11 protein-coding genes are annotated in these 13,400 nt (G+C 65.9%); 6 read left to right on the forward strand and 5 right to left on the reverse strand.

All coding sequences use genetic code 11. The features are described 5' to 3' along the window. Nucleotide 1: 1 nt before the first annotated feature. On the forward strand, nt 2-1,087 hold the full coding sequence (locus ACVPT3_RS03495; RefSeq protein ID WP_492042820.1) for a DUF2855 family protein: 1,086 nt from the start codon (nt 2-4) through the stop codon (nt 1,085-1,087). An 84-nt stretch (nt 1,088-1,171) separates the two neighbouring features. Here ACVPT3_RS03495 and ACVPT3_RS03500 read toward each other — a convergent pair whose 3' ends face one another. From ACVPT3_RS03500 to ACVPT3_RS03510, 3 genes are all read right to left on the reverse strand, one after another. Then, the gene (locus ACVPT3_RS03500) at nt 1,172-1,804 is read right to left on the reverse strand and encodes a hypothetical protein (RefSeq protein ID WP_492042821.1); all 633 of its coding nucleotides are present in this window, start codon (nt 1,802-1,804) and stop codon (nt 1,172-1,174) included. An 8-nt stretch (nt 1,805-1,812) separates the two neighbouring features. After that, nucleotides 1,813-3,468: a sulfatase-like hydrolase/transferase gene (locus ACVPT3_RS03505; RefSeq protein ID WP_492042822.1), complete on the reverse strand. Its 1,656-nt coding sequence runs from the start codon at nt 3,466-3,468 to the stop codon at nt 1,813-1,815. A gap of 107 nt (nt 3,469-3,575) precedes the next feature. Beyond that, nucleotides 3,576-3,743, reverse strand: a complete 168-nt coding sequence (locus tag ACVPT3_RS03510) for a hypothetical protein (RefSeq protein WP_492042823.1) — start codon at nt 3,741-3,743, stop codon at nt 3,576-3,578. A gap of 400 nt (nt 3,744-4,143) precedes the next feature. Here ACVPT3_RS03510 and ACVPT3_RS03515 point away from each other — a divergent pair, with 400 nt between their 5' ends. Together ACVPT3_RS03515 and ACVPT3_RS03520 are read left to right on the forward strand one after the other, a co-directional pair. Further along, nucleotides 4,144-5,742, forward strand: coding sequence for a GMC family oxidoreductase (locus tag ACVPT3_RS03515; RefSeq protein ID WP_492042824.1), 1,599 nt, complete (start codon nt 4,144-4,146; stop codon nt 5,740-5,742). Continuing rightward, complete coding sequence (locus ACVPT3_RS03520; RefSeq protein WP_492042825.1) at nt 5,742-7,172, forward strand: coniferyl aldehyde dehydrogenase; 1,431 nt, start codon at nt 5,742-5,744, stop codon at nt 7,170-7,172. Before ACVPT3_RS03515 ends, ACVPT3_RS03520 begins: the two co-directional genes overlap by 1 nt. 20 nt (nt 7,173-7,192) lie before the next feature. On the opposite strand, the gene ACVPT3_RS03525 is transcribed toward ACVPT3_RS03520, so the two are convergent. Continuing rightward, on the reverse strand, nt 7,193-7,564 hold the full coding sequence (locus ACVPT3_RS03525) for a hypothetical protein (RefSeq protein ID WP_492042826.1): 372 nt from the start codon (nt 7,562-7,564) through the stop codon (nt 7,193-7,195). A 240-nt stretch (nt 7,565-7,804) separates the two neighbouring features. Here ACVPT3_RS03525 and ACVPT3_RS03530 point away from each other — a divergent pair, with 240 nt between their 5' ends. The 3 genes from ACVPT3_RS03530 to ACVPT3_RS03540 are packed head-to-tail and all read left to right on the forward strand — an operon-like array spanning nt 7,805 to nt 12,727. Continuing rightward, nucleotides 7,805-10,273, forward strand: coding sequence for a TonB-dependent receptor (locus ACVPT3_RS03530; protein WP_492042827.1), 2,469 nt, complete (start codon nt 7,805-7,807; stop codon nt 10,271-10,273). A gap of 25 nt (nt 10,274-10,298) precedes the next feature. Beyond that, nucleotides 10,299-11,645, forward strand: coding sequence for a DsbA family protein (locus ACVPT3_RS03535; RefSeq protein WP_492042828.1), 1,347 nt, complete (start codon nt 10,299-10,301; stop codon nt 11,643-11,645). Next, entirely contained in the window at nt 11,642-12,727 is a 1,086-nt protein-coding gene (locus ACVPT3_RS03540) for an MBL fold metallo-hydrolase (protein ID WP_492042829.1), read from the forward strand. The genes ACVPT3_RS03535 and ACVPT3_RS03540 overlap by 4 nt, the downstream gene beginning before the upstream one ends. Here the strand turns inward: ACVPT3_RS03540 and ACVPT3_RS03545 are convergent. Then, entirely contained in the window at nt 12,724-13,362 is a 639-nt protein-coding gene (locus tag ACVPT3_RS03545; protein ID WP_492042830.1) for a TetR/AcrR family transcriptional regulator, read from the reverse strand. The genes ACVPT3_RS03540 and ACVPT3_RS03545 overlap by 4 nt on opposite strands. Nucleotides 13,363-13,400: the final 38 nt, after the last annotated feature.

Below are 13,400 nucleotides of genomic sequence, written 5' to 3' on the forward strand. Positions count from 1 at the left end.
GATGACGGACCTTATCCAGATCCAGGTGGGCAGGAAGGCCCTTCGGACTGCGCGGATCGAAACCCTGGCCCTGCCCGTCCCGGCGGAGGGCGAGGTGCTGGTGGCGGTCGACCGGTTCGCCCTGACGGCCAATAACATCAGCTATGCGGTCACAGGCGATGTCATTGGATACTGGGGCTTCTTCCCGGTGGACGCCGAGTGGGGGCTCGTGCCGGTCTGGGGCTATGGCACGGTGATCGCCGCGAACGCCGCTGGGCTGGCGGTCGGCGAGCGTCTCTACGGTTTCTTCCCGATGGCCTCCCATGTGGTGTTGCAGCCGGGCAAGGTCACGGACGGGTCCTTTGTGGATGTCGCCGCGCACCGACGCGCGCTGCCGGGCCTCTACAACCTTTACTCCCGTGTCGCGGCAGACCCGCCGGAAATCGCGGCCATGGGAGACGAGCGGTGCCTGTTCTTCCCGCTCTTCGCCACCTCCTACATCCTGGCGGACTATCTGGAGGACAACGCCAATTTCGGCGCGACGCGGGTCTTGATCGGCAGCGCTTCGTCAAAGACGGCCTTTGGCTTGGCGTGGCTGCTGGCCAGGGCTGCGGACAAGACGCTGGAGGTGGTGGGCCTGACGTCTCCCGGAAACGCCGCCTTTACGGAATCGCTGGGCCTCTATGACCGGGTCCTGACGTACGATCAGGTCGATACGCTTGAGACCGGCGTCCCCACCGCCCTGGTGGACATGTCCGGATCAGGGGCGGTGATTGGCGCCGTCGATGATCATCTGGGGGAGGACGTGGTCCTCAGCGCCATCGTCGGGGCGACCCACTGGGACGCCAGACGGCACAAGGGCGAAACCCGAGGCGCGACCCCAGCCTTCTTCTTCGCTCCGGCCCAGTTCGGCAAGCGCGAGCAGGACTGGGGGCCCGGCGTCGTGATGCGCCGCGCCCAGGAGGCCAGCGCGCGGATCGCGGCCGACGCCCGCACCCTGCTGGACGTGCGTCATGACCGCGGCCCCGAGGCCGTGCGCGACGCCTGGGTGGAAATGGTGGACGGGCGCACGCCGCCCAATATCGGGGTGATGCTGAGCGTGGTCTGAGCCCTTCAGATTGTCGGCCCTATGGTCCGCCCATGAGGATCGCGACCTGCCTTAAAGCTGAGCCATCAGGCGCTCCCGCGTTGATCAGACCGCTGTCCAGATGAGGTGGCCCAGCGCGGCCGTCAGGCCCAGCATCAGGGCCAGCGCCAGCCGCGGTCCGGCGACAAGGCCGGATAAGGGGCGGGCCGGAAAGGCCATGGCGTGGGTCAACGCCGCCATCTTCAACTCGTGAGCCTGGAGGAAGCGGGGATTGGTGGCGAGAACCATCATGTCGCGGCGGCTGCGATATCGCATCAGGCCCGTTATGCTCCAGCCGGGGTCCTGCGGCACGTTCAGCGCGTCCACATAGCCTGAAATTTTGCGGTAGTTCAGCAGCGGCAGTCCGCCGTTGACGATCAGGGTGGGGGCGAAGACGGCGAAGTAGGCCTTCAACATCGACCGGCCGCTTCTCTCCTGTCCCGTCACCGGATCGGCGACCTGACCCGGCCGGACCCGGATCAGATTGACCATGATGAACTCCCGGCCGTCATCGTCTTCGAGGAACCGGCGGATCTGGGCCATGTCGTTCAGACCGGCCGGCCACAGGGCCTCCGCCCTCGCCATGAACTGGTCGATCTCATGGGCCTGGATCGGCCCGCGCCAATTGTCATACCAAAGGCGAAACCCGAGGTAGAGCCCCGCCGCAGCCGCCCAGATCATCCAGGGGTGAGCTTCCATCGCCGGTCTCAGTTCGACCAGGTGACATAGGTGTCGCCCGGCTGAATACGCTCCTCGCCGGTACGGTCCACACCCACGGGCGCTTCGACGAGCGCCGGCCACATCGTCCGGCCCTGACGCGCATTGTGGGCCTCGAGTTCAGCGGTCAGAGCGGCCACGATATCCGGGCGGCGGGCTGAAAGGTCGTGCTGTTCCGTGGGGTCCGAAGCCAGGTCGAAGAGCCAGGTTCGGTTGGGTCGGTCCAGCACCTGAAGCTTCCAGTCGCCAGACCGGACGACGCGATACCCGCCCGATCTCCAGAACAGGGAGGTGTGCGGACGTCCCGAGGCCGCGCCGGTCAGGAAGGGTGAAAGATCGACGCCGTCCATCTTCCGATCGGCGGGCAGGGCGGCCCCGGCGGCGGCGGCGGCGGTGGCGTAGATGTCGAAATGCGAGACAGGCGCGGTCAGCCGGGCGCCGGCGGGTATGCGCTTTGGCCAGTGCATGAAATAGGGCACGCGGATGCCGCCTTCGAAGAAGGTCAGCTTCCACCCGCGGAAGGGCTTGTTGATCTGCGGCAGGCCCAGGTAGTTGGCCCCGCCATTATCGCTGGTGAAGACCACCAGGGTATTCTCATCCAGTCCCTGCGCCTTCAGTTCGTTCATGATGCGTCCCACGCCCCTGTCCAGGGCCACGATCATCGCGGCATAGACGCGCTCGCGGTGATTGGTGATGTGGCTGAGGGCGTCGTAGTCGGACTTCAGCGCCTGAAGCGGCGTGTGCGGCGCATTGTAGGCCAGATACATGAAGAACGGCCGGTTTCGGTTGGCCCTGATCCCGGCCAGCGCCTGGTCGGTCAGATAGTCGGTCATATAGGCGTTGGGATGGAACCGGTCGCCGCCGTTGTACTGAACGCTGTAGGGCAGATTCGCCCATAGGAATTTGTCGATGGGATCAAAGTCCTGACGGGAGTTCACAACGTTCGGATCATTGGCGGGGAGAAACATCTGGGCGCCGACGATGAAGCCGAGGCTTTCATCGAACCCCTGTTGTTCGGGGCGCATTCCATCGGTCTCCCCCAGATGCCATTTGCCGAGGTGGATCGTGTGGTAACCGCGGCCCTGCATCAGTTCCGCCAAGGTGATTTCCGAAGCGGGCACCCCCATCTGTTCATACGGCGGCGTGTCCTTCACCCGGTCGCGCCGGAAGACCGGTCGCGGTCCATCGCCGCGCGGCGCGAGCGTCGGGATCAACTGGGCCAACTGGACGGGAACCGCCGTGAATTCGAAGCCGAACCGGGTGGGATAGCGACCCGTCATCAAGGCCGCGCGTGACGGCGAGCAAGTCGCATTGCCGGCATAGCCGGTGGCCAGGACGGCGCCGGTCTGCGCCAATCCGTCAATGTTTGGGGTGCGGACGGTTCCATTCCCGAGCCCGCCGTTCAGGCTGATGTCGTTGAAACCGAGATCGTCCGCCAGGATGACGATGACATTGGGTGGCCGATCCGACGGGGCCGCGGGCGGCGTTGCGGGACCCGCGTTCCAGACGACCTCTCGGTTGGGCCCGACCTTGGGCCCACGCCAGCCCGCGATATGAAGGATCACATAGTCCTTGAGGGCCAGCCCGCCGAAGCCCAGGACGACCAGCCCTGCGAGCGCCCCCACGATCCACAAACCACGCTTCATAGCCGCTCCTCGTCAGGCTCTTTCGGCCTGTGCCCCGATATATTGGCATGCAAGATGCCGATATATCGGGGCGGCTGTAAAGCCCTGCGGAAACGCAGCCCTATCCCTCAGCTTCTCCGGTCGGCAGACAGACTGGCAAGCCAGGCGATCGCGACCAAGAGCAGCAGGACGGTGTTGAACATCTCGCCCGGCGCCTCGACCGGCAGGGGCTTCCACGCTTCGAGGACCAGGACCGCGCCCGTCGTCATCATGGCTTGCAGGCCCAGGGTGACCAAGTCCCTTCGCGCCGCCAGTAGAAAGGTCTCAAAAAGACCGAGCGAGAACGCTTTCCGACCGTTCTTCTGCGCACCCCTAGCGACTTCAAATCCAGATCTGCGTTCGGTTGCGTGCCCCGACATGCTTGAATAATAATGCATCATGAGTGCAGATAGATTTCAACTTGTATTCGCCCCGTCCAGAGAGAGGCCAATGCCGCAAATCATCGCTGCCGACGGTCTTGCCACGCGACTGAGGAAGGCTCTGGGCATGACAGACGCGCCCTGGTCATGGTGGTTCGTCGAGGCGACGGGCAGGCCTGTTCTTGCCGACGAAGGGTCCGTGACGGGGATGAACCCGGGAGCGGGAAGGGGGCGACCGATCACAGCCTCGCTGTTGCTGCAGTCGGCGGCTTAGCGCGTGGACGGCGGGGTTTTCGATTTCATCATCGTGGGGGCAGGCTCGGCGGGGTGTGTGCTGGCTGAACGCCTGTCGCGGGATCCGGCCCATTCGGTTCTGCTGTTGGAGGCCGGCGGATCGGATGACAGCGCGCGGGTGCGCACCCCTATGCTGATGGGCCTGGCGATTCAGTCCCGGTCCTTCAACTGGGGTTATGAAACCGAGCCTCAGGCGGAGTTGAACGATCGCAGACTCTACTGGCCGCGCGGTCGGACACTGGGCGGATCGAGCGCGATCAACGCCATGCACTATATTCGCGGCGCCCCTGAGAATTACGACGAGTGGCGTGACGTCTACGGCTGTGAGGGCTGGGGATGGGGCCAGGCCCTGCCGGCCTTTCGCGAGGTGGAAGGCCAGTGCCGGGGGGCGGATCACTGGCACGGAGCCGACGGTCCGCTCACGGTTCAGGACGTGCGCCCGCTGAATCGGCTGACGGAGGCGTTTTTCGAGGCCGGCGCCGGCCTGCAGTATCCGCGCAATCCGGATTTCAATGGCGTCGCCCAACTGGGATTCGGCCCTTATCAGGTGACCCAGCGCGGCCTGCGCCGCTGGAGCGCCGCTGACGCCTTTCTGAAGCCGGCGCTCGTGCGGCCGAACCTGACGCTGCGCACCGGGGCGCTGGTCCGCAGGGTCGAGCTGGAAGGCGGCGTCGCCACGGGGGTGGAGGTCGAGATCGCGGGGCAGCGCCAAACCCTCTCGGCGCGCGAGATCATCCTGTGCGGCGGCGCGGTCAATTCGCCCCAACTGCTGCAACTGTCCGGCATTGGCGACGCCGCAGACCTGCGCGCGGCCGGCGTCACCCCCAAAGTGGATCTGCCTGGCGTGGGCCGTAATCTGCAGGATCACATCGATATCATCGGCCAGATCTCGACCCGAAGCGCCACGTCGATCGGCCTGTCGCTGCGGGCCATGCCGACCCTGATCGGCGGGCTGGCGGCCTGGATGGGCGGCCGCCCCGGGCCGATGTCGACCAACCCGATACAGGGCGGAGCCTTCGTGCGCTCGTCATACGCCGGGGATCTGCCGGATATCCAACTGGTGTTCACGCCCGGTCTGACGGCGCCGCATGGCCGGGGCCTGCCGTTGGGCCACGGGGCCACGCTTCACGCCTGTGTCTTGTATCCCGAGAGCCGGGGCCGGATTCGGATCACCTCGCCCGATCCCACGGTTCCTCCCGCCATCGATCCGGCCTATCTCACGGCCGGCCGTGACATAGAGGTGCTGACGGACGGACTGGAGATGATCCGGACCCTGCTGGGCTCCGCGGCCTTTGCGTTCGACCGGCGGGCAGAACTGCTGCCGGGGCCGGATCGGATCCAACGATCGCAACTGATGGATGATGTGCGCGCCAGGGCGGAAACCCTCTACCATCCGGTCGGAACTTGCGCGATGGGGACGGGAGACCTGTCGGTGGTTGATACGAAGTTGAAAGTCCGCGGCGTGCGAGGTCTGCGCGTTGTGGACGCCTCGGTCATGCCGCGTCTGATCGGCGGCAACACCAATGCGCCGACGATCATGATCGCCACGCGCGCGGCGCCGATGATTCTGGAGACGAACTGATGCCCCATTCTCGCGAGACCGCCTCCGACATCGCCGCCATCGGCCCCTTGATCGCGGCGCAGAGGGCCGCCTTCGCGCGCCAACCGCGGCGGCCGCTCGCGGATCGCCGCGCCGACCTGCTGGCGATCGAACGGCTGGTGCTGGACCACGAGGGGGATATCGCCGAGGCGATCAATGCGGACTTTGGCGGCCGTTCCCGCAATGAGACCCGGTTGGTCGAGATCGCCGTCACTGCTCAGGCGGCGCGACACGCCCGCGCCAGCCTTGGGCGCTGGATGGCGCCGCACGCCGTGCCGACGCCGCTTATGGCCGCGCCTGGGCGCTCTCGCATTCGGCATGAGCCCAAGGGCGTCGTCGGTATTGTCTCGCCTTGGAACTATCCGGTTCAGCTTACGCTCGTCCCGTTGGTCGCAGCGCTCGCGGCGGGGTGCCGCGCCCTCATCAAACCATCGGAGCTTACGCCGCGCACCTCGGGTTTGATGGCGCAGTTGCTGGCCGATCATTTCCCGACCGATCAGGTGGCTGTAGTGACCGGCGACGCCGAGGTCGCTGCGGCCTTTTGCGCCGAGCGTTTCGACCACCTGTTCTACACAGGGTCCACTCGGGTCGGGCGTTCGGTCGCCGAGGCGGCCGCCCGTCATCTGTCCCCCGTGACCCTCGAACTCGGGGGCAAGTCGCCCGTCATCCTGGCCGCCGATGCGCCGCTCGAGCGGCTGGCCCACCCTCTGGCCTGGGGCCGGTTCCTGAACGCCGGGCAGACCTGCGTGGCGCCCGACTATGTCCTGGCGGTCGGCGACCGGTCCGAGGCCGTGGGGCGAGCGGTCATTCGTCAGGCCGAGATCTTCTATCCCGCCGTGGGCGCCAACGACGACTACACCGCCATCATTTCGGACCGTCATTACGCTCGGCTCAACGCGATGATCGAAGAGGCGCGAAGCCGAGGGGTTCATATACTGCAAGCCGGGCATGACGCTCAGGCGGCGGCGCGGACCCGGCGAATCCCGCCCACTGTCCTGATCGACCCGCCTGCCGACCTTGCGGTCATGCGCGAAGAGATATTCGGACCGCTGTTGCCCATCGTGTCGACGGCCTCGATCGACGCCGCCTGCGCCCACGTGAACGCCGGGGAGAGGCCGCTGGCCCTGTATGTCTTCAGCGACGACCCGCGCGTGGTGCGCCATGTGCTGGACGCCACTCATTCCGGCGGGGTTACGGTCAACGCCACCATGCTGCACCTCACCAATGAGAACCTGCCGTTCGGGGGCGTGGGCGAGAGCGGCTCTGGCGCCTACCATGGCCAGCGCGGCTTCGAGGAGTTCAGCCATGCCCGCAGCGTGTTCGAGGCGGGGCGCTGGCACGCCAGTCGGCTGATCGCCCCCCCTTACGGGGCGGTTTTCCGCATGATCTCCGGGTTGGCCCTCAGGTCCTGAGACTGACGGCCTGAGGAGGTTCAGGGCAGGGTGCGGTAGCCCAGCACGAGCAGACTCAGCATCAGGACCTCGACGATGATCAGGGTCAGCGCCGTCTTGCCGCTGTTGTCCAGAACGGCGCTGACCAGACGGCCGGCGATGATGGCCGCCAGCATGATGATCGGCGCAATCAGCACGTCCCCGCGATTGCGGACGGCGGCATATACGGCCGATCCGCCGATCAGCGCGAAGACGCCGAGAAAGTCGCCGCGCAACGTCGACAGCCCCAAGGGACCCACCGCTTCGAGGCCCAATCGGGCCGCCGCGCGAGCCGGAGTAAGCAGAAAGCCGAGCGCCAGAGGCAGGGTAAGGCCGCCGACGAGCAGCAGTGCGATTCTAAGAGCTGTGATCAAGGCGGGACTCCTTCGTTGGGAAGCGATGACACCCGGAGCGACAAAAGAAGCGTTTTTGCGCTGAGGGCCGGTTCTCCCAAAAAGCCATATTCCCGAAGGCTCGCAGCGGCAAAGCCTAATGAGAAAGGTCTGGCTTTATTTTGGCACTAATGGTGCTAATGTATTTCAAAGTCCGCCGTTCTAAACGAGATTGGGCATTAACGAGACCCGCAAACGGGCGGGCGATCCAGGGGGAAGACGATGAAGGTCACTACAAGAAAGGCCGCTGCACGACTGGGCGTATCGCTGCTGTCGCTCACGGCAGCCATGGCGGCGGGCGTTCCTGCCATCGCGCAGGATAGACAGGAGGAACCGGACCAACCGGTCGTGTTGGACGAAGTCATCGTCCTGGCGACCAAACGCCCCGAGACTCTCTTCGACGTTCCTGTGGCCGTGACGGCCTATTCATCCGAACAGCTGCAGGCCGCCCAGGTCCGCGACGTCCGCGACCTGCAGATCGTGGCTCCGACCCTGGTGGTGAACTCCAGCGCCGGCTCTACACAGACCATATTCACCATCAGAGGAAACGGCACTCCGGGGCAGAATACGGGTCTGGAGCAGTCGGTCGGCGTCTTCATAGACGGCGTGTACCGAGGGCGTCCGGGCGCGGCCCTCGGAGATCTGGCCGACGTCAGCCAGATCGAGGTCTTGCGCGGCCCTCAGGGCACGCTGTTTGGCCGCAACACATCCGGCGGCGTCATTAGCGTGCAGACCCAACCCCCGGCGTTCGTCCCTGGCGCACAGCTGGAAAGCTCGTTTGGCGATTACGGCTATCGCCAGGTCCAGGCCTCCGTTACTGGCCCCGTGGTCGGGGACGTCCTGGCGGGCCGTCTGACGGTGAGTTCGCAGGAGCGAGACGGTTATATCGAGGACACCGGCACGGGCGACACCTACAATGATCGTTCGCGATGGGCCGTGAAGGGCCAGTTGCTGTGGGATATTTCGCCGGCCGCGACCCTTCGCCTGATCGTGGATCATTCGGAGACCGATGAGGTCTGCTGCGTCGCCGTGCCGATCTTCTACGGGCCGACCGCCTCAGCCATGACAGCGCTGGGCGGTGTTCTCCGCTCGGGCACGGCCGGGACCTACGGCGGCGTCGCCGGGGTGTTCGTGGACAACAGCGTCTATGAGGTCGCTCTCAACCCCGCCAGCCAGCCTGTCGACGACTCGTCCGAGGACGAGGGCGTCTCAGGCCAGTTGGACTGGAACCTCGGGTCCACCGATCTGACCGTCATCGCCGCGCGACGCACCTACAAGACCCTTCCGACCACGGACGCCGACTACAGCAATCTGGATCTGCTCAGCCAGACCAGCGGCCAGGACATAACCGAAGGCTCTCTGGAGGTGCGGCTCGCCTCCGCTGATCCCGACGCCCGGCTCGATTGGCTGGTCGGCGCCTTCCTGTTCAGTCAGGACATTTTTGCAGATCAGGACTTGCGGTACGGGACGCAGTTCCGCGCCTATCTCGAGGCCATTACGCCGCGGGTGACGGTTGCGCCGGGCGTGACCGTGCCCGTTCTGACCCGCCTGGAGCAGGTGACGGGTCGGCCAGTCGGCACCTTCGGGGCGGCCGGCGTGGCCGTGAACGACGACTATGACTACGAAAGCCGCAGCGCCGCTGTCTTTGGTCAGGCGACCTGGTACGCTACCGAAAAGCTCTCGATCACCGGCGGTCTGCGGTATTCTCGAGAGGAAAAGAGCGCGGACTATCGAATTCAGTCGCTGGATCCCCTGTCCCAGATCCAGTTCGTGGGCCCCTTGGCGCCCTTTGCGGCGCTAAAAAGCCTGCAATATTTCCCGGCGGTGAACCCCTTCTCCACCGACTTCAAGGACGATGACCTTTCGGGCACGGTAAGCGCGGCCTGGGAGGTGAACGACGGCGTCAACCTGTTCGCCCGCTACGCCCGTGGCTACAAGTCTGGCGGTTTCAATCTCAGCCGGACCGCAGCCCAGACCACCCCCGGCAATCCCGTCGCCGATCCCGACCGTGTGGTCTTCGACCCCGAGACCGTGGACGCCTGGGAAGCGGGGGCCAAGCTTCGATTCTGGAGTGGCCGTGCCCAGGTCAACGCCAATGTCTTCTATCAGACGCTGGACAACTATCAGACCAACGGCTTCGACGGCACGGGCTTCCGGATCGTCAATGCGGGCGGGCTGGACAGCCGGGGCCTCGAGTGGGACTACCGGATCCAGTTGACGGACAGCCTCGTTCTGGACGGCGGCGGCACTCTTCAGGACGCCGAGTACACGGACTTCGCCAACGCCACTCCGACCGCCGCGCAGATCGTCGCGGGACAGACGGTGCAGGACCTCAGTGGGCGGACGCCGAACTTCGTTTCGGACATTCTGGTGTCGGGTGGAATCACCTGGTCGGCGCCGCTCAATGCGTCGCTCGGTCTGAAAGCCAACCTGAACTACCTGTATCGGTCCGACTATATGACGGCTCAGGATCTCGATCCCCTCTCGTTGCAGGAGGGTTATGTCCTGATGAACGCCAGTGTGGGCCTGGGGGCGCTGGACGGGCGGTGGGGGGCTGAGATCTGGGTTCGGAACCTGACCGACGAGCGGATCGCCAACATCGTGTTCGATACGCCGTTCCAGACCGGTAGTCAGAGCGCTTACATGGAAGCGCCCCGAACCGTCGGCGTAACGCTGCGGCGCAAGTTCTGACCACCACGGACGTCAGGAGGCGGCTTTGGGACTGCGTGCGATCATCGGCCCTCTGGTCGCTCAGTCCATCACCTCGACCCGTCGACGCGACGCGCGGCGGCGGCGGTTCGAGGCCGAGCGCATCCGCAGGGGGCGACCGCACGAGATCCTCTATTTTCATCAGGTGGACGATCCCTATTCGGCCCTGACGGTCCAGAAACTGCCGGAGGTGGCGGCCCGCTACGGAGTCAGGATTACGCCGTATCTGGTCCCGCCGCCGCCAGATTGGGCGGCTCCCGAGCGCGCCCGGCTGGAGTCGTTTTCGCGCAGAGACGCGGCCCTGATCGCTCCGGCCTGGGGCCTGGATTTCGATGGTGTTCGCCGGCCGTCCGCGGCGGACGTTGATCGGGGGCAGGCTGTTCTGCAGGCCGCGATTGCAGCGGGGCGATTTTTCGAGGCGGCGTCGGGCGTCGCTCGCGCCATCTGGAGCGGCCAGGCTCTGGACCAGGCCGCCACTGTCTTCGGCGTCGCGTCGACGGCGGAAACCGAAGCGGCGCTGGCGGCGGGCGAGCGGTTGCGACATCGTCTCGGTCACTATCTGGGGGCGACGCTCTTCCATGCCGGAGAGTGGTACTGGGGACTGGATCGTCTGGGTGATCTTGAAGCCCGTCTACAGGCCCTGGGGCTCGGCGACGGCGCGCGGGCCGACCTGGTCGCCGAACGGCCGCGGGTTCGCCTGGGCGAGACCGCCCGAACTCCCGACGCGAAGACGCCCGCGCTGGAGATGTTCCTGTCCTTTCGCAGCCCCTACACCTGGCTGGCGATCGACCGCACGAGGGCCTTGGCCCGTCACTATGGGGTGTCGCTGCACCTGCGCTTTGTCCTGCCCATGGTCATGCGCGGCCTGCCGGTCCCGGCCGCCAAACGGAACTATATCCTGCGCGACTGTATGCGCGAGGCCGAGCGGTTCGAGCTGCCCTTCGGTCGAGTGGCCGATCCGGTGGGCCGTCCTGTGGAGCGGGGGCTGGCGATCCTGCACGGCGCCGCAGATACCGGTCGCGCGCCGGACTTCGCATCCTCGTTTCTGCGCGGCGTGTTCGCCGAGGGCGTGGACGCCGGTTCGGACCGGGGTCTGCGCGGCTTGGTCGAACGCGCCGGTCTCGACTGGCGCGACGCGCAGGACTGGATCGCGGATGAAGGCTGGCGGTCGGTGGCCGAGGATAACCGCCGCGCCATGTTCGCCGAAGATCTCTGGGGCGTGCCTTCCTTCCGCTTCGGCGGATTGGCGACCTGGGGACAGGACCGTCTTTGGCTGGTCGAGGCCGCCATCGTCGACTCGCTTGGTGGAACGCCTTCCAACGCATCTCCCGTCACTCTCAGGATCCTACCATGACCTTGCGGCGCATCGCCTTGGCTTTTGTCGTGCTTCTCGCCCTGGCGATCGGAGCTCTGGCCGTCTTCCAGCGTCAGATCGGCGCCCGGGTGCTGGAGCGGATCGCCGATAGTCAGGTCGGCCGCGACATGGTCGCGACTTTGCCGGACGGCCTCAGTGTGGCGCTGTGCGGCACGGGGTCCCCCATGCCGGACCCGACGCGGGCGGGTCCTTGCAGCGCGGTCATGGTCGGCGGCAAGGTCTTCCTTATCGATAGTGGTGAGGGCAGTGCGCGCAACCTGGCGCGTATGGGTATTCCTGCCGCCAGGATCGAAGCGATCTTCCTGACCCATTACCATTCGGACCATATAGACGGGTTGGCGCCTGTGCTGCTCCAGCGCTGGGTGGGGGGCAGCCATACACGGCCCCTGCCGCTGTTCGGCCCCGAGGGCGTGGATTCGATCGCCGCCGGGTTCAACGCGGCCTATGCGTTGGACGGCGAATACCGGACCGCTCATCATGGGGCCGCTCTTACGCCCCCGTCAGGACATGGCGCGACGCCCCAGACCTTTCGAGCCGAAGCGGCGGCGGCTCCGAACGGCCTTGTCGTCTATCGCGCCGACGGTCTGGTCGTGACCGCCTTCACCGTCAATCATGAACCGGTCGCGCCGGCCGTCGGCTACCGGTTCGACTATGCTGGCCGCAGCGTGGTCTTCAGCGGCGATACAGCCGTTTCCTCGCATCTGAACACCATGGCCGCAGGCGCGGACCTGCTGGTCCACGAGGCGCTGCAACCCGCCTTGCTGTCAGCCATCGACGAGCGACTGGACAATCGCGGCCTCGCCAATCTGGCCCAGATCATGCGCGACATCGTCGACTATCATTCCACCCCGGAGCAGGCGGCGGACGCAGCAAGGGCGGCGGGCGTCGACGCCCTGGTCCTGAATCACCTCGTGCCGCCTCAGCCGCTCGATTACGGCTACGCCGCCTTCCTCGGCGACGCGAAGAAACACTATGCGGGACCGATCACAGTGGGCGAGGACGGCATGTTGTTCAGCCTTCCGCGCGGAACCGACACGATCATACGCAGGCGGCTGTTCTAGCCGGCAGCCTGGCTCGACGCCGAGCGTGCGGCCTGCAGCAGCGCGCGCAGGGTATGCTCCATGACACGCCGCGCCTCGACCACCGTCAGGTGCTGGTCCCGGCGCAACCCGATCCACGTCGGCCATGACGAGGCCGAGACCATGGATTGAAGGAATAGCGGGCGCTCGGCGTCCGGAGCCTCGGCTAGAGAGGCGGAGAAGATCGCGTTCAAATAGCTGCTGTGGGTGATGTCATCCTCGCTCAACATCCGGTCGATCACCGGGTTCTCGGCCCGCATGGCGCCGGCCACCGCCCGGGCGGGGGTCACATATTCCCACAGTCGTCCCAGCCGCTGGGCCACAGCCTTGACCCGCTCGGGCTCCGGCATCTGGCTGATGTCTGGTGAGCCAAACCGGGCGAATACCTCGTCGCGTTGCAGATGGGTGGCGGCGATAATCAGTTCATTGGTGTCTGAGAAATGCCGAAACACCGAGCGGCGCGACACATTGGCCCGGTCCGCGACGGCGTCCATCGTCGGCATCTGACGCGTCTCACGCACCAGATCCAGCAGGGCCCGCGCAATGGCGAAACGACTACGCTCGCTGCGAACACGTCGTCCGTCCACCGCAGGTTGGACGTCAGCGGAATCAGCCAAAGGGAGGGGCTCCAAATATTGACATTCTGAATGCCATA

The sequence above is a fragment of the Brevundimonas sp. FV1ps31S genome (assembly GCF_058681265.1).

What these genes read in the sequence shown, in the direction of transcription:
- ACVPT3_RS03505 (WP_492042822.1), bottom strand. Translation starts at nt 3,468, where the DNA reads ATGAAGCGTGGTTTGTGGATCGTGGGGGCGCTCGCAGGGCTGGTCGTC.
- ACVPT3_RS03540 (WP_492042829.1), top strand. Translation starts at nt 11,642, where the DNA reads ATGACCTTGCGGCGCATCGCCTTGGCTTTTGTCGTGCTTCTCGCCCTG.
- ACVPT3_RS03500 (WP_492042821.1), bottom strand. Translation starts at nt 1,804, where the DNA reads ATGGAAGCTCACCCCTGGATGATCTGGGCGGCTGCGGCGGGGCTCTAC.
- ACVPT3_RS03520 (WP_492042825.1), top strand. Translation starts at nt 5,742, where the DNA reads ATGCCCCATTCTCGCGAGACCGCCTCCGACATCGCCGCCATCGGCCCC.
- ACVPT3_RS03495 (WP_492042820.1), top strand. Translation starts at nt 2, where the DNA reads ATGACGGACCTTATCCAGATCCAGGTGGGCAGGAAGGCCCTTCGGACT.
- ACVPT3_RS03530 (WP_492042827.1), top strand. Translation starts at nt 7,805, where the DNA reads ATGAAGGTCACTACAAGAAAGGCCGCTGCACGACTGGGCGTATCGCTG.